The 17642-nt window shown below is 36.5% G+C and carries 12 protein-coding genes and 2 tRNA genes; 6 read left to right on the top strand and 8 right to left on the bottom strand.

The features are described from left to right. Positions 1–31 precede the first annotated feature (31 nt). From AC07XU_RS06025 to AC07XU_RS06015, 3 genes are all read right to left on the bottom strand, one after another. The gene (locus AC07XU_RS06025; protein WP_494942714.1) at positions 32–634 is read right to left on the bottom strand and encodes an anthranilate synthase component II; all 603 of its coding nucleotides are present in this window, start codon (positions 632–634) and stop codon (positions 32–34) included. A gap of 56 nt (positions 635–690) precedes the next feature. After that, complete coding sequence (locus tag AC07XU_RS06020) at positions 691–2094, bottom strand: anthranilate synthase component I family protein (RefSeq protein WP_494942998.1); 1404 nt, start codon at positions 2092–2094, stop codon at positions 691–693. Positions 2095–2762: 668 nt separating this feature from the next. Beyond that, positions 2763–3206, bottom strand: coding sequence for a cytochrome B (locus tag AC07XU_RS06015; protein ID WP_494942713.1), 444 nt, complete (start codon positions 3204–3206; stop codon positions 2763–2765). 204 nt (positions 3207–3410) lie between these two features. Between AC07XU_RS06015 and AC07XU_RS06010 the strand changes: the two genes are divergently transcribed. The 3 genes from AC07XU_RS06010 (at position 3411) to AC07XU_RS06000 (ending at position 11404) form a co-directional block, all read left to right on the top strand. Continuing rightward, positions 3411–6605 carry a TonB-dependent receptor gene (locus AC07XU_RS06010; protein ID WP_494942712.1) on the top strand — a complete coding sequence of 1065 codons (3195 nt, stop codon included), beginning with the start codon at positions 3411–3413 and terminating at the stop codon, positions 6603–6605. 457 nt (positions 6606–7062) lie between these two features. Then, on the top strand, positions 7063–10101 hold the full coding sequence (locus AC07XU_RS06005) for an amidohydrolase family protein (RefSeq protein ID WP_494942711.1): 3039 nt from the start codon (positions 7063–7065) through the stop codon (positions 10099–10101). After that, positions 10094–11404 (top strand): amidohydrolase family protein, encoded by a 1311-nt coding sequence (locus AC07XU_RS06000; protein ID WP_494942710.1) that lies wholly within the window; start codon positions 10094–10096, stop codon positions 11402–11404. The genes AC07XU_RS06005 and AC07XU_RS06000 overlap by 8 nt, the downstream gene beginning before the upstream one ends. 511 nt (positions 11405–11915) lie before the next feature. Here the strand turns inward: AC07XU_RS06000 and AC07XU_RS05995 are convergent. Both AC07XU_RS05995 and AC07XU_RS05990 read right to left on the bottom strand, forming a co-directional pair. Beyond that, positions 11916–12059: transfer RNA gene (locus AC07XU_RS05995), tRNA-Asp, on the bottom strand. A gap of 75 nt (positions 12060–12134) precedes the next feature. Then, positions 12135–12244, bottom strand: a tRNA-Asp gene (locus AC07XU_RS05990). Positions 12245–12432: 188 nt separating this feature from the next. Here AC07XU_RS05990 and AC07XU_RS05985 point away from each other — a divergent pair. Continuing rightward, entirely contained in the window at positions 12433–12906 is a 474-nt protein-coding gene (locus tag AC07XU_RS05985) for an Lrp/AsnC ligand binding domain-containing protein (protein ID WP_494942709.1), read from the top strand. On the opposite strand, the gene AC07XU_RS05980 is transcribed toward AC07XU_RS05985, so the two are convergent. The 3 genes from AC07XU_RS05980 to AC07XU_RS05970 are packed head-to-tail and all read right to left on the bottom strand — an operon-like array spanning position 12907 to position 16024. After that, the gene (locus AC07XU_RS05980) at positions 12907–13161 is read right to left on the bottom strand and encodes a hypothetical protein (protein ID WP_494942708.1); all 255 of its coding nucleotides are present in this window, start codon (positions 13159–13161) and stop codon (positions 12907–12909) included. An 8-nt stretch (positions 13162–13169) separates the two neighbouring features. Next, a complete protein-coding gene (locus tag AC07XU_RS05975; protein ID WP_494942707.1) occupies positions 13170–13727 on the bottom strand; it encodes an SDR family NAD(P)-dependent oxidoreductase in 558 nt (185 codons plus the stop codon). 2 nt (positions 13728–13729) lie between these two features. Then, positions 13730–16024, bottom strand: a complete 2295-nt coding sequence (locus AC07XU_RS05970) for a Tex family protein (RefSeq protein WP_494942706.1) — start codon at positions 16022–16024, stop codon at positions 13730–13732. Between the two features lie 514 nt (positions 16025–16538). Here AC07XU_RS05970 and AC07XU_RS05965 point away from each other — a divergent pair. Then, complete coding sequence (locus AC07XU_RS05965; RefSeq protein WP_494942705.1) at positions 16539–16844, top strand: YbaB/EbfC family nucleoid-associated protein; 306 nt, start codon at positions 16539–16541, stop codon at positions 16842–16844. Positions 16845–16934: 90 nt separating this feature from the next. Then, positions 16935–17612, top strand: coding sequence for a metal-dependent hydrolase (locus AC07XU_RS05960; protein ID WP_494942704.1), 678 nt, complete (start codon positions 16935–16937; stop codon positions 17610–17612). Positions 17613–17642: the final 30 nt, after the last annotated feature.

The following is a 17642-nucleotide window of genomic DNA, read 5'->3' as shown; positions in this document are numbered from 1 at the left end:
AAGATTCTTCGCTACGCTCTGAATGACAAATCTAGTTTTCTAACCAATTTTTCATCATCTGTTTTCCATCTGGCGTAAGTACACTTTCTGGGTGAAATTGTACACCACAAACATCAAACTCTTTATGCCTAAGTGCCATAATTTGTCCATCACCATCAATTGCAGTTACGGTTAGGCTATCTGGCAAATCTGCTGGATTAACCACCCAAGAGTGATAACGGCCTACTGCTATTGGCGCAGTGCATCCTTTAAAAGCGGCATCATTTTCATCTAATACCGTAATTGGTGTCGCAATACCATGCATTGGTCGGCCAAGGTTAAGTAAACTGCCACCAAAAGCTTCGGCTATTGCCTGCTGACCTAAACACACACCCATGATACTTTTAGTTGGCGCATAGGTTTTAATAACCTCTAACAATAAGCCCGCTTCTTCTGGTATACCCGGCCCTGGAGAAAGCAAAACTTTATCATAGTCAGCAACATCCTCTATAGCGAATTTATCATTTCTCCATACTACAGCTTCAAAACCCAACTCGTTAATTAAATGCACTAAATTATAGGTAAAGCTATCGTAGTTATCTATTACTAAAATCATCCCTTTGCCCCCTGAAGGGGGAATATTTTTATTATTCATTTTATTTAAGTCAATATCTTATTTATTTCCCCTAACTCCCCTTTAGGGGTTGGGGGTTAAATTTCTTCTGCCATTGCAATTGCCTTACGCAAAGCGGCTATTTTGTTATTTACTTCATTTAATTCATTCTCGGCTATAGAATCTGCTACAATACCGGCTCCTGCCCTATAATGTAAATGATTGTTTTTGCTCATAAAAGTTCTAATCATAATCGCATGATTAAAATCTTCGTTAAAGCCCATGTAACCTATCGCTCCTGCGTAAAAATTACGGCCTAATTTTTCGTACTGATCAATCAACTGCATGGCTTTATATTTTGGCGCACCGCTCAAAGTGCCGGCAGGATAAGTATCTGCAACCACCTTAAAAGCACTTACATTTTCTTGTAAGTTTCCACTTACTTTACTAACCAAATGGATTAAATGCGAATAATATTGCACTTCTTTAAAAGATTTCACTTCAACACCGTTACAATGTCTGCTTAAATCGTTTCGAGCCAAATCTACCAACATTACATGCTCAGCACTTTCTTTAGGGTCTTCTTCAAGCTTTTTTGCCAAGGCAACATCTTCTTCGTCATTACCAGTGCGTTTAAAAGTACCAGCTATCGGAAAAATATTTGCTACATTATTGTTAATGGTAATTTGTGCTTCGGGCGATGAACCGAATAATTTGAAGCTACCGTAATCAAAATAGAATAAATATGGTGATGGATTGATAGAGCGTAAACAACGATACACATTAAATTCATCCCCTAAAAAAGCTTGGTTAAATGCTCTTGATGGTACAATCTGAAAAACATCGCCTCGGTAAATGTGCTTTTTCATTTGCTCTACCATATCCATAAAACCCTGGTCGGTTAAATTAGACTGCTCATCGCCATTGGTTTTAAAGCTATATTCTGGAAAGTTTTTATTTTGGATGATGTATTCAATTTTCGAAAGATCTTCGTTCTCATCCTCATTAAACACATTTTTTACCAAAGTAATTTCATTCTTAAAATGATCTATCGCAATGATGTATCTGTACACATGATATTGCATCATCGGAATTTGCTCATCATCTGGCGTAGCCGAAATAAATTTAATATCCTCAAAGTGTTGTACGGCATTCCAACTGAAGTAACCAAACAAGCCCGTTGAGATGTGTTTTTCTTTGGTTTGTTTTAGTGGATTAAATTTCGATTTAAACGCAGCAATTTCTTCAGTTAACACAAAATCAGTTTTGCTTTCTTTTGTACCATCAGGATAGTAAGTCTGCAATAATCCATCTTGCAAAATAATACCTGCTACTGGCTCAGCACACACGTAACTCGTTGCATTTTCGCGACTGTGGTAATCAGAACTTTCAAGCAAAATGGTGTTCGGAAAAACATCACGCAAGCGCAAATAAATGCTAACTGGTGTTGTGGTGTCTGCTAATCGCTTTTTGGTGTGTGATTGTATGTTGTACAGCCCCACCCCAACCCTCCCCAGAAGGGAGGGAGTATCTAAATTAGATTTAATATCTTCTTTCATTTATTTACGTTTTGTCATCCTGAGCGTAGTCGAAGGATCTTATATTAAGATTGCCTGCCTTCGGTAGGCAGGCTTCGCTTTGCCCAATTGATTAATTTATCTTTAATTCAATTTATCATTTCCGATGACTTTAGTCGACGGAGTTAAAAACAAAAAACCCGGCGTGTGGCTACGTCGGGTTTTTAAATGTGGTTTAAGTTTAGGTTGATAAACTATAATGTGCACAAAGCTACGACGAAACTCTTTTTAGAATTACCACGCCATTGCCATGTATGTATGTTATTGTTAATCATTGTGTCGCAAAAATATACAAAAAGTTAAATAATCAAAATATTTTAAGTTTTTTATTAGCTCTTAGATTTTTAAAGCTAAAATAATTTGGCCATCATGATAGAATGTACTTGCTAGCTCTAATTATCTTTTTTGCTAAATATATAAATGCAAACAACCACAATAAAACTAAGCTCACTGTTGCAACTATAAAATATGGAGGATAAACTACTGTATGCCAACCAGCACTAACTAAGTTATCACCATTGAAATATAGAAAAGTTAAATAACTAAGTATAAAAAATACAACAATAGCAATGGCCAGTTTCATTCATCAACTATTATGACATTCCAAAAAACGAAGCAATTTGCCCAGTTTTAACAATCATAAATATTCCAACTATTAAAAGAACCAAGGCAATACCAAAAAACACCGCAATGTTTTTATGTTTTGCTACAGAATCAGTTACTTTTTTAGATTTTGCATTACCAATAGTAATTAAAACTATGGCAATGATCATGATACTAATGTGCTCAACTTTCCAGTGGCGAAAAATTGGATCACTCATTGGCCCTTTGGTAAGCGGACTTAAAAAGTATAATATTGCACCAAACACCAATTGAATGTGGGCACTTATTAAAGTAAATACATTTAATTTTCTATTCCCTTCGGTGTAAGTTTTTTTACCAAGCCAGCCCGATAACGCCTGTACAACGGCAAAAACTAATAATGCTAAAACTACATATCTCCAGCCAGAGTGGGCACTTTTCAAAATTTCGTACATATTCTTTATAATTTTATTTCAAAAATAGCAAATAATTAGATTTAAAGCACAGCTAAAAAATCCTTAACATAATTTATATCCTTTCTTAACATCAGCATAAATTTACATACTTAAATAACGTTTTGCTTTACAATTTGATAACTAAAAAATATAATCAACTTCATTTTTAGAAAGGACTTTTGCGACAAACAAAATATCCTTATCATGATTAAACGATTACTCTTTTTTTCTTTTGTAATGTTGTTGTTTGTAGGCAATACTAATCTATTTGCACAAACTACACAAGCATCAATTTCGGGTGTAGTAACAGATGAGCAAAACAAACCTATTCCGGGAGTTGCCATTTCTGTTAGAAATGAATCTACAGGTTTTACCACTAAAACCGGAACTAACACACAAGGCGCTTACACTTTTAAGGAACTTCCCTTAGGTGGGCCTTATACCGTAAAGGCAACTTTTATTGGCTTTGGTGAGCAAACACGTTCTGGTTATAATTTAAACTTAGGAGATTTGGTAAAAGTAAATATCAAAATGACTGAAAATTCTCAAACCTTGTTAGCTGTTGAAATTAATGGCAATGGATTGAAGAACAAATCTCAGCAGTTTGGTGCTTCTACAGAAGTTTCATCTAAAACGATGAACCAATTGCCAATTAATGGTCGTAACTTTTCTAGTTTAACAGATTTATCACCATTAAGCAACGGCGGAGGAATTTCTGGTCAATTAGGCTCATCAACCAACTTTACTATTGATGGGATGACTGCTAAAAACCCAACATCTGCTGGCTCTACCACAAGCAGAAGTGGTGCGCCATATTCAATTTCTATCGAAACCGTTCGTGAGTTTAAAGTGGTTACCAACCAATATGATGTAACATTAGGGCGTGCTGGCGGCGGTACAATTAGTGCGGTAACTAAAGCGGGTACCAACCTAATTACAGGTAGCGCTTTTGGTTATACACGGGCCGATTGGTTATCTAGTCCGAACGACATTAGAGGCAACAAACGCCAAAACGATTTTTCTACAAGCCAATATGGTTTTACTTTAGGTGGCCCAATTATTAAAGATAAATTACACTATTTTGTAGGTTGGGATCACCAGAGAGATGCTCGTCCTTTGATTATTGCAGACATCAATTCAGAAACTGATGAGGCAAGATTTAACATTACTAATGCTACATTAAGTCAGTTTTTGGATATTGCACGCCAAAAATACGGAGTTGCAAATACTCCTCAATATGGATCGTTTAATAAAAAACGTGGTTCTGATGCAGCTTTTGCTCGTTTAGATTATCAAATTAACGATAGAAATTTATTAACTATTCGTGATAACTACACCAACGATAGAAACCCACTAGGTTTAGCAGACAACACTGCAATTAACTTTTTGGAAAGTTATGGTAACGACAAAAATGTTGACAATAGTTTATTAGCAACTTTACGTACTACTGTAAACAGCAAAATTACCAACGAATTAAAAGTACAACACTTATACACTTACCAAGCAAGTACACAAGGTGATCAATTAAATTTTGACATTCCAAGGGCAGTAGTTGGAAATATTCCTTCTACAATTGCTGGCGCAAACAGAACTACTGCTATACAAATTGGTGGTCATCGCTTTGCGCAAGAAGGCTTTACTAATAATGTTTTTCAATTGGTAGATAATTTTTACTACAATACAGATAAAGCAAAATATACTTTTGGTGCTGATGTAATGTATACCGATGCAAAATCATTATACGGAAGTGAAGTAAATGGTCGTTTTGAGTTTACAAATAGTGGATCTGGCGCTACTGCTCAAACATCGTTGCAAAACTTTAATAATTTAATTCCTAACCGTTTTTACCGTGAAGTACCGCTAATGGCAGACCCAACAGTTACTGCTGGTATTTGGAATGCAGCTGTTTACGGTCAAATGCAAACCAAATTAGCAGTTGGCTTAGATTTTACTGGAGGCTTAAGATTAGATTACAGCAGTTATCCTAAATCTCCATTAAACCAAGAGTTGTTTAACGCAATTGGTGTAAGAACAGATAATGAATTAAAGCAACTATTATTGCAACCTCGTATTCAATTCGATTGGAATATTAATGAAAAGAATACTGATTATTTACGTTTTGGCGCTGGTATTTTTGGTTCTGATGTAAATAACTATGTTACTATAAACAACTTAAGCTTTGATGGTAAACATTTTGGCACAGTAGATGTTTTTGGTGCAGACGTACCTACGCCAAACTTTGCTGGCTACAGAGATGGAACTGTAAATTCGCCAACATTGGCTGCTTTTCAAGTACCAACAATTAACACCTATGCAGAAGATGCTAAAATTCCAGTAGTTTATAAAGCCAATTTATCTTATAGTAAATTGATCAACCAAAAACTGCGTGTTGGTATTACTGGTTATGCAACTTTAGCTCGCAATAATTACATGTATGTAGATAGAAACATGGTTGCTAATCCGCTGTTTACTTTAGCAAACGAAGGAAATAGAGGTGTATTTGTACCTTCAATTCCATCAAATGGTGTAGCCGATTGGAAAACTGGTCGTTTAACAAATGCTTTTGGCCGTGTTTTAGAATTAAATAGTAAAGGTAAAGTAAACCAGTTTGCAGTGGTGGTTGATGGAACTTGGCAATATTTTAAAGATGGTGAAATTTCTGCAAGTTACACTTGGAATGATTCGAAAGATAATACTTCATTTAACGGTAACGTGGCCAACTCTGCTACACTTTCTTTACCAGTAGTAAGTGATCCGAGAGACTTAAGCAATATCACTTATTCAAATGGTCAATTCCGTCATAAAGTAGTTATTTATGGAACTTTACCAACGTTTTATGGCGTAAAAATTGGCTTTAAATATTCGGGCATTGGTGGTACTCGATATAGTTTATTATCTGGTGCCAACAACAATGGAGATTTTGTAACTACCAACGATTTGGCTTACATTTTTGATAGAAATAATGCTAATGTTCCAGACAGAGTTCGTAATGGGTTACAAGCCTTATTGGATAATCCTTTAGCGAGCCAAAGCATTAAAGATTACATTTTAAAATATGAAGGAACTTTTGCAGAGCGTAACGGCGGTATTAATAATTTCTTTGGTCAGGTTGATTTGAGAGTAAGCAAAAAAGTTAACATCACTAAAAGACAAAACATAGAGGTTTCTGCAGATTTCTTCAACTTTGCGAATTTGTTAAGCAAAAAATGGGGTGTAACCGAAACTTTAGGCACACAAGCACTTTATGGTTTGGGCGTTCCTAATGCTAATCCGGCTTTGGCAATACCTAACTATGATACAACTAACAGACAGTTCAATTATCGTATCAACAATACAGGTGTTGTAAATCCATCTGGTAATCCTTGGCAAATACAACTTGGTTTACGTTACGGATTTTAACAAAATCTAAAACTTACAAAAAGGCTATTCATTTAAAATGGATAGCCTTTTTTGTACCAATTATTAATTTGAAGCGCAAATTCAGTGGTGCTTGGCAAGTACAGTCCCGCTAATGCTCCAATTCCCGATAAAACCTGTGTAAAAACCAAGCATCCATGTTCAATTACAAACCTCTGCTTAAATCGGGAAATTTCCGCGTATATCGGGGCTATCTCACTTCTTTTTGTGCGTCTGGGTGTTGTAGCGCCCAACCATTATTCATAAACCCGATTGCGCCAAATAGCCCGCATCCGCCTCGGCGGTAAGGCTATAGGCAAAAGCGGGTGTGAAGAAGCTATGAAATACTGACTGTTAATTTGCTAATAATTTTTTAAACTAGCAATGTAATATCTAAGATATAATTTATTTAAATCTGTATTTATCAATAGCTTTAAACCTTAAAATAACCCTAAACATTATGAAGAAAATTTTACTAGCGTTAACGTTGGTGTTTTCTACTACATTTTTGTTGGCACAGCAGACCTATCCGGTTAATGGCTCTTATGATATTAGACCAGGATTGTACGCTTTTACCAATGCAAACATTGTAGTTAACGCCAACCAAACGATTAGCAACGGCGTATTGCTAATCAAAGACAAAATAATTCAATCTGTAGGCACCGGCACTTCAATTCCAAAAGGTTATGTGGTAATTGATTTAAAAGGAAAATACATTTATCCTTCTTTAATTGATGCATTTACCTCATACGGAATTCCTGAAGCAGCAAGAGCTGCAGGTGGTGGTTTTGGTGGCGGCGGTAGACAGTCTATTTTTACTTCTACTAAAAAAGGCGCTTACAATTGGAATGAAGCCATTAGACCAGAAACCGAGGTAAGAACAATTTTCGCAATTGATGCCAAAAAAGCAGACGATATGCGTAAAGCAGGTTTCGGAAGTGTAAATGTGATCAATCGTGATGGTATTGCCCGTGGTACATCTGCTGCTGTAACTTTAAATGATGCAAGCGAAAACTTGATTTTGCTTAAAGACCAAACCGCAGCAAATTATTCGTTTAGCAAAGGAACTTCTTCAAATGATTATCCAACCTCTTTAATGGGTTCTATCGCGTTATTGCGCCAAACTTATTTAGATGCTAACTGGTACAAAAATCAAAAAGAAGAATACAACATCTCGTTAGAAGAGTTTAACAAGCAACAAAATTTGCCTCAACTTTTTGAAGCAGATGGATGGCAAAACGTATTACGTGCTGTTAAAATTGCAAAAGAATTTGGTAAAGAATATATTGTTAAATCTAATGGCGATGAATACCAACGTATTGATGCCGTAAAAGCTACTGGTGCAAGTTTAATCATCCCTATTAATTTCCCTAAAGCATTTGATGTTGAAGACCCTGCTGAAGCGAGAAGCGTGAGTTTAGGACAAATGAAAGCTTGGGAATTGGCGCCAACAAATCCATCAGTTTTAGAAAAAGCTGGTGTTAATTTTGCGTTAACAACTTTTAGTTTAGATAACCCAAGAGAATTTTGGACAAACATCCGCACTGCAATAGATAACGGCTTAACCGAAAAACAAGCTTTGCTTTCTGTTACCGATGTACCTGCAAAAATGTTGGGCATTAGCGATAAAGTTGGCTCGTTAGAAAAAGGAAAACTCGCTAACTTCTTAATTACATCAGATAATTTATTTAAACCCGGAAACATTATTTACGAAAACTGGGTACAAGGCAAACGTTTTGTAGTAAGCAAAATGGATGTAACTGATTTACGTGGTGTTTACAATTTAAATGTTGATGGAATTGGTGCATTAACTTTAAAAATTACGGGCACAGGTGCTGGCACCGCAGCTGCAATTGAAAGAACTGGTGTTGATAGTGTTAAAACTACGGCAACATTGGTACGCAATGGCGATTGGGTAAGCATTAACTTTAACTTAAAGAAAAACCCGAAAGGCGATGTTCGCTTAAGCGGCTACTTAACTTCAGCAAATCCGATTGCTTTTAAAGGCGAATTTGCCTTAACTGAAGGTACAACAGGCAAATGGACAGCAACTTATAAAGAAGCTAACAAAGAAACACCAAAACGTGAAGAGCCAAAACCAGCAATTGCTGCAAACGGGCCGTTAATTTATCCGATGGTTGCTTTTGGCAATACCGTTTTACCAAGCGCAGAAACTGTGCTGTTAAAAAATGCAACAGTTTGGACTAATGAAAAAGAGGGTATTCTTAAAAATGCAGATGTACTTTTAGAAGGCGGAAAAATTAAAGCTGTAGGTACTAATTTAGCTGCTGGCTCGGCAAAAGTAATTGATGCAACTGGCAAACACATTACAGCGGGTTTAATTGATGAGCATTCGCACATTGCCGGATCAGGCGGGATCAATGAAGGTGCTCAATCTTCATCTGCAGAAGTTCGCATTGCGGATATTATTAACTCTGAAGATGTAAATATTTATCGCCAGTTGGCTGGAGGAGTAACTACTTCTCATATTTTACACGGTTCGGCAAATCCAATTGGTGGCCAATCGCAATTGATTAAATTACGTTGGGGTAAATTACCAGAAGAATTGAAATTTGCTGGCGCAGATGGTTTTATCAAATTCGCTCTTGGCGAAAATGTTAAACAAAGTAATTTTGGATCTGGCGCTCGTTTCCCAGTAACGCGTATGGGTGTTGAGCAAAGCTTTGTTGATGGATTTACACGTGCAAAAGAATACCAAAAAGCATTATCAGTAAAAGGTAACAATGTTCGTCGCGATTTAGAGTTAGATGCTTTAGTTGAGATTTTAAACAACAAACGTTTCATTACTTGTCACTCTTACGTACAAAGTGAAATTAACATGTTAATTCATGTAGCCGATAGTTTAGGTTTTAAAATTAACACCTTCACCCACATTTTAGAAGGTTATAAAGTGGCCGATAAAATGAAAGCACATGGTATTGCTGCATCAACCTTTTCTGATTGGTGGGCATACAAAATGGAAGTTCAAGAAGCCATCCCATATAACGGTAAAATTATGCACAACGTAGGTATTACTACAGCTTTTAACTCTGATGATGCTGAAATGGCTCGTCGTTTAAATCAAGAGGCGGGTAAGTCTGTGTTGTATGGTGGTGTTTCTGAAGAAGATGCCTTGAAGTTTGTAACCTTAAATCCTGCAAAAATGCTTCATATCGATAATAAAGTTGGTAGCATTAAAGCTGGTAAAGATGCAGATGTTGTAGTTTGGTCAGAAAATCCATTATCTATTTATGCAAAAGCAGAAAAAACTTTTGTAGATGGTATTGCTTATTGGGATTTAGAAAAAGATGCTCAGGTGCAAAAAACGCAGCAAACTGAAAAAGCCAGATTAATCCAAAAAATGCTTGATAGTAAAAACAAAGGTGGCAGAACACAACGCCCTGTGGGTGTTGCGCCAGCGCTTTACAATTGCGAAACTTTAAGCGAATATACAAACGGTGCTTACGAAGCTGTACAAGGAGGACATTCTCATGAATAAATATATTTTAACCTTATTTTTTGCTGCAGCAGCAACAGTTTCTTCTTTTGCTCAAGCAAATATTTCTCCGGCAAAAGCCCAAACAAAAAAAATAGTAATTATGGGTGCTACCGTTCACGTTGGCAACGGGCAAGTAATTGAAAACGGTTACGTGATGTTTGATAAAGGCAAAATTATTGGCGTTGGAGATGCAACAGTAGTTAAATTAGCTCTTACTGATGCTGATGTAATTACTGCCAATGGCAAACACATTTACCCAGGTTTTATTGCGCCTATAAACAACTTAGGCTTAGCCGAATTCGAATCTGTTAAAGCTACTTTAGATTATTCGGAGATTGGCAATATGAACCCACACATCCGTTCTATTGTTGCCTACAATACAGATTCTAAAGTACCTGCTACCTTACGCAGTAATGGCGTTTTAATGGCGCAAATTACGCCGCAAGGTGGTACTATTTCTGGCAGCTCTTCTGTAGTGCAATTAGATGCTTGGAACTGGGAAGATGCAGCGCTAAAAATTGACGATGCGCAGCACATGAGCTGGCCAACTACGCCTCGGTTTAGAGGTGGCTTTGGCGGTGGCCGACCAGGTTTTTCTGCTGATGCTTTAGCAGAAAGAACCCAAAAAGCAATTGCAGATTTAGATGAAATTTTTTCGCAAGCCAAAGCCTATGCCGAAGGAGAAAAACCTGCTACAAGCAATGCTCGTTTAGCAGCAATGGAAAATTTGTTTAATGGTAAGCAAAAATTGTTTATTACTGCAAACAGCCAAAAAGACATCGTTGCAGCTATTAATTTTGCAAAAAAATATAACATTACACCAGTAATTGTTGGTGGTGATGAAGCTTATTTAATTGCAGACTTTTTACGTGATAACAATATCTCGGTAATTGTAAAACAACCACATGCATTACCAAATAATGTAGATGATGATGTAAATATGCCTTACAAAAACGCATCAATTTTAGCCAATGCTGGTGTTAACGTTGTGGTAAGTATAGATGGCTATTGGCAACAAAGAAACTTGCCGTTTATGGCGGGTACTGTTGCAGCTTGGGGTTTAGGTAAAGAAAAAGCTTTACAAACCATTACCTTAAACACAGCTAAAGTTTTAGGTGTAGACAAAACTACCGGAAGTATTGAAATGGGTAAGGATGCCACATTATTTATTTCTGCTGGCGATGCACTTGATATGAAAACCAACAAAGTTGAACAAGCTTTTATACAAGGCAGATCGGTTAGTTTAGATAACCTACACAAACAATTAGATAAAAAGTTTAGCGACAAATACGGCATTAAATAGCCAATAATTTAGCAAAACTAACCCGCTGATTTGCAGATTTATAGCTGTTGATCAGCGGGTTTTTTAATGATTTAAAATTTTAAAGTACTTTAAAATTAGAAGCGCAATTACAGAGCAGTTATTAAAGTTAGTCCCGTTTTACGCTATATCTTTTTTTGATGTCCTTCGACAAGCTCAGGATGACATCCAAAAAAAGTATACCACTCCAACCGGGGCTAGATAACAAAGGGCGGTGCAAATTAAACCCCTCATAGCTGTAAAAGCCAAAGTATTATAAACCCGGTTGAGCGGATTAGCCCACAGCGAAGTGTAGCGTAGCGAGGACTAATAGCGAAAACGGGACTGAACTTCCCAATGGAATACTTCAATTGCTTTTCAAATATTAAAAGCAAGCTTTCTATTGTGATAATCAATAAATCAGTATAATCCATTTAATCGTGAAAAAATATCACAAAAAAAAGAGTAACCCTATCCAAGGTCACTCCCTTAACTAACTTATTATTTATAAAACTGGCTGTTGGGGAAGGAGTCGAACCTTCAAGGGGTAGTTAGCTGCAATTCAAAATTAATTTGTGGTCAACCCATAAATTGCGTTTGTCCCATGATCCCCACCACCGAGACAAGGAGGTGTGTCTGCCAATTTCACCACCCAACATTGTTTAATTTTCAGTTGGCAGTTTTCGGTTTTCAGTTGGGTAACTGCTAACTTTAAACTGTTAACTGCAAATTGCTGTAGGGGAAGGAGTCGAACCTTCATAGAGTGGTTGTACCGTTGCCGGATTTCCCATATTCTCTACCACCGAGACAAGGAGGTGTGTCTGCCAATTTCACCACCCTACATTTTTTAGTTTCCGTTTGTCAGTTTTAAGTTTTCAGTTGTTGTAAACTGTAAACCGGCAACTGCTAACCGAATTGCTTGATACAAACATAAGACAAATATCAAATATGTTGCAAATTTTTTAATCATTTTATTTTATTTTTATGAAAATTGTAATTAAATTTGATAATCATTGATAATTTGAAAATATATGCTAAAAAAAGAAACACAAAATTTAGAAATTGACAACCTCGATATTCAAATTTTAACACAGTTGATGCAAGATGCTACAAAACCATACACAGAAATTGCTAAAGAACTGATAATTTCTGGCGGTACGGTACATGTGAGAATGAAAAAATTGGCAGATATGGGAATTATTAGGGGTTCGCATTTGATCATCGATCCAAAAAAAGCAGGTTTTGATATTACTGCATTTTTAGGAATTTACTTAGAAAAAGGCTCACAATATAAAGATGCAGTTGATCAGTTAAGTAAAATAAAAGAAGTGGTTGAGTTACATTACACCACAGGTTCTTACAGTATGTTCGCCAAAATTACCTGCAGAGACACCAATCATTTACGCCACGTTTTAAATGAAGAAATACAAGCTGTTAAAGGTATACAACGTACAGAAACGTTGATTTCTTTAGAAGAAAGTATAAAAAGACAGATAGAATTATAGTTATTTAGCTCGGCCTTTAAAATCTTGCATAGATTTATAAACGCCAAAAATATGTCCCATTACCCAATCGAATGCTGGTATGGGCAGTAAGCCTTGCGATAAGCGTACAAACCAATATGGAAGCGGCATTGCTAATACAGATTTTCGTTTTTCTATACTAGCTATAATTCTAGTTGTAGCCTTTTCTGGTTCAAGAATTGGAATGAGACTAGATTTAACACCATCAAACATACCTGTGTTGATATAATAAGGCATAATTGTGGTTACAGATATTTTTGCTTACCTAATTGTTTTAACTCTAGTCGTAAACTTTCTGACCAGCCAATTACTGCCCACTTACTTGCACAATAAACAGACATTTTTGGATTAGCAATTAAACCAGCCTGAGATGCAATATTACAAATGGCACCATGATTATTTGCCATCATACTTGGTAAAAACACATTTGTAACATGCATTAAAGCCATCGTATTAATTTGCATACTTTTATTAATATCTGTACTGCTGTGCTCATAAAAGTATTTGCCAACAACAATACCAGTATTATTAATTAAAATATCAATACCGCTTAATTCTGCATTTGTTTGCGCACCTACATTCTGGATATCTTCTACATTACATAAGTCTATTTGATAACAATGTATTTCGCCAGCAAAATGTGAGAATTCATTTTTTACAGCTTGCATTCCTGCTTCATTCACATCCCATATCACAACGGCTTTAGCACCTTTTTCTAGCGCTTTACGAACCATTATTTTACCGATGCCCGAAGCACCACCAGTTACTAAAACTCTTTGCTGTGCAAAATTGATCTTCTCCACTATTAATTTTTAAATAAGCCTTTCAATTTAGCTAATTTCTCTTGCAAATCACCATCAACTTCATGTTTTGGTTGCGGTTTTGCAGCATAATTATTTGCTCCAGTATTTTTTAGCTGGCTGGGTTTTGCTTCTTCAGCTTTCGGTTTTTCGGCCTTCCTGTCTTTCGGTCTTTCTTCAGTCTTCATAGATAAGGAAATTCTTTTTCTAGCCACATCTACATCAACAACTGTTACTTCTACAACTTGACTTACCTTAACAACATCATTTGGATTAGCCACAAAACGATTAGCTAATTGACTGGTATGCACCAATCCATCTTGATGAACTCCAATATCTACAAAAGCACCAAAGTTGGTAATGTTGGTTACTATGCCGGATAATTTCATGCCTTTTCGTAAATCTTCCATTGAGTTTACGCCATCTGCAAAACTGAAAGCTTCAAACTGTTCACGTGGATCGCGTCCTGGCTTTGCTAACTCTTTTACAATATCTGTTAAAGTTGGCAAACCTACTTCGGCACTTACATAGCGCTGTAAATTAATTTGCTTTTGTAGGTTTACATCTTTCATTAAATCATCTACAGTACAAGCTAAATCTTTCGCCATTTGATTTACTAATGCATAGCGCTCTGGGTGTACGCCACTCCTATCTAACACCTGTTTCGCATCTCGGATACGTAAAAAACCAGCAGCCTGTTCATACGCTTTGTCGCCTAAACGTGGTACTTTTTTTAAGCTTTCTCTATTTTTAAATGCACCATTTGCATTGCGATAATTGACAATATTTTGTGCTAAAGTATCTCCCAAGCCAGAAACATAGGCTAAAACTTGCTTAGATGCTGTATTAAGTTCTACACCTACCGCATTTACGCAACTCATTACCGTATCATCTAAACTTTGCTGCAATTTATTTTGATCTACATCATGCTGATATTGACCAACACCAATAGATTTTGGATCTATTTTTACCAATTCTGCCAAAGGATCCATCAATCTGCGACCAATAGAAACTGCTCCACGAACGGTAATATCTTGTGTAGGGAATTCTTCTCTAGCCAAAGGCGAAGCCGAATAAATAGATGCGCCACTTTCATTTACCATTACCACCAAAACATTTGGCAATTTTAATCCACGAACAAAAGTTTCGGTTTCTCTACCTGCCGTTCCGTTGCCAATAGCAATGGCTTCGATACCATGCTTTTCGCAAAGCTGAGTTAGTTGCCAAGCTGCGTCTTTTAAATTCCCTTGTCCGGTATGTGGGTAAATGGTAGTGTTTACCAATAATTGCCCTTGTTGATCAAGACATACAACTTTACAGCCCGTTCTAAAACCTGGATCTATAGCTAAAACATTTTTTTGCCCTAATGGTGCTGCTAATAATAGCTGGCGAGCATTTGCAGCAAAAACTTTAATAGCTTCTTCGTCTGCCTTTTGTTTAATGGTGGCTCGTAATTCTGTTTCCATCGCAGGGCGAAGTAATCTTTTGTAACCATCGGCTATAGCCAATTGTACTTGATCTGCAGCTGCATTTCTTGCTGTAATAAATTGGTTTTCTAATAACTCTACAGCTGGTTCATCTGGAGGGAATACATTTAATTTTAAAAAGCCTTCTTGCTCGCCACGCAACATGGCCAAAACCCTGTGCGATGGTGCCGATTTTGCACTTTCTTCCCATTCAAAATAATCTTTGTACTTAATGCCTGCCTCTTCTTTACCTTTAACCAAAACTGTTTTGTAAGTTGCCTTTTGCATAAAATGATGGCGCATTTTAGTTCTGGCTTCTGTATTTTCGCTTACCATTTCGGCAATAATATCTCTTGCACCAGCCAAAGCTTCTTGTTGGTTGGCAACTCCTTTTTTATCGTTAATGTAATCCGCAGCTTCTTGCTCTGGATCTATTTTACTTTGTGCAAAAATACGCAATGCCAAAGGCTCTAAGCCTTTTTCTTTAGCTACCGATGCACGGGTTTTACGTTTTGGCTTGTAGGGCAAATAAAGATCTTCTAAAGCAGTTAGGGTTTTAGCTTCATTAATTTGCTTTTCTAATGCTGGTGTTAATTTCTCAAGCTCAGTTAATGATTTCAAGATGGCTTCGCGGCGTTTATCTAAATCTCGAAGTTGTTGTGCTAAATCTCTTATGGCAGCAACTTGTACTTCATCTAAACTGCCCGTTGCTTCTTTACGGTAACGAGAAATAAAGGGCACTGTTGCACCCTCATCTAATAAGGCTAATGTTGCACTAACTTGTTTAATGGAGATATTTAACTCGCTTGCTATAGTTTGGAAATGTGTATTCATAGTTGGTTCTAGAGGGGACTAATTTAAGAAGATGATTGCAGAGATTACACAGATTTATTGAGTAATATGAATTGAGCGATAGAATCGCTTATTCAGCTCATCCTCCTTATAAACGAGGAAGATTTGGATAGCTTAAATTGCCTCATGGAAGCAAAGCAGAAATAATTTTACCACTTGAAATGCAATGGTAGATAATTGTAGCATCTTTTGTTAGCTAAACCCGATTGTACGAAAATACTTTTTTGTTTGGCCCAATATAGTCATCCGATGAATACTAGCAAATTAGATTACATTCATCGGATGACTAACCAATAGCTTACAAAAAAGATTGGAGTAAAAGCGGGACTTTCCTAGCCTATAAAATGCAAGCTTTGATTTTCTAATCAAATTATAACATGAAAAAGTCTTCGACTACGCTCAAACTGACAAGAATTTTCAGCATTACTTTATCTTATAATTATCCTTTTTAAAACATTTTCTATTAATTTCGACTTATTATAAAAAACTAAAAATCATGTTCGATAAATTAATGGCTGCCCAAAAACAGGCAGAAGAAATTAAAAAACGTTTAGATACTGTTTCTGTATTTGGTGAGGTTGAAGGTGGCGCAATTAAGGTTACCGCAACTGCCAATAAAGCGATTACAGCTATAGAAATTAAGGAAGATTTTTTTGCTGGCGCTGATAAAGAAGAATTAGAAGAACTTTTATTAACGGCAGTTAATAAAGCCTTAGCGCAAGCAGACCAAGTTAGTGCAACAGAAATGCAGGCGGCAACACAAAGTATGCTTGGTGGTTTAGGAGGTATGTTTGGTCAATAAAAGCTTGGAAGGCGAAAGGTTTGCATATTTCTTAAACAGATAGCTTACATCTCCTTTTCCCTTGTCTCAATATTCAAATCTCATAAAAAAATGAAATATACTTATTACGGTCAGTCTAGTTTCTTGTTAGAAACGGAGGACAAAAAATTTTTATTCGACCCATTTATATCGCAAAATCCTTTAGCAAAGGATATTGATATTACTAAAATTGAAGCAGATTATATTTTTGTTAGTCATGGACATGCAGACCACATTGGCGATTTAGTTACTTTAGCAAAGCAAACTGGCGCTACTGTTATTGCTATGCCAGAGGTTTGTGGTTGGCTTTCGAAACAAGGTCTTGAAAAGTTTCATGAAATGAACTACGGAAAATACACTTTCGATTTTGGGGTGGTTCGTATGGTGTGGGCAACTCACTCTGCAAGTTTACCTGATGGCAGTTATGGTGGCAACCCCGCTGGTTTTGTGATAGAAACAGGCGGCAAGCAAATTTACTTTGCGGGTGATACTGGCTTAACCATTGAAATGAAATTGTTAGCAGAGCTTTACAAATTAGATTATGCTATTTTACCAATTGGCGGAAACTACACAATGGATGTGGACGATGCAATTATAGCTACTAACTATTTCAACTGCGACAAAGTGATTGGCGTACATTACAATACTTTTCCGGTAATTGCGATTGAAAGCGAAGACGCTTTTGGCAAGTTTAAAGCTGCAAATAAAGAGTTATTACTGCCGGCAATTGGCGAAACGATTACTTTGTAAACAAAAAACCTCGTGAATTAATCACGAGGT

Source organism: Pedobacter sp. GW456-11-11-14-TSB4, from assembly GCF_059424425.1.
Note: the sequence above shows the minus strand (reverse complement) of the source record. Positions and strands in the feature narration are given on the sequence as shown.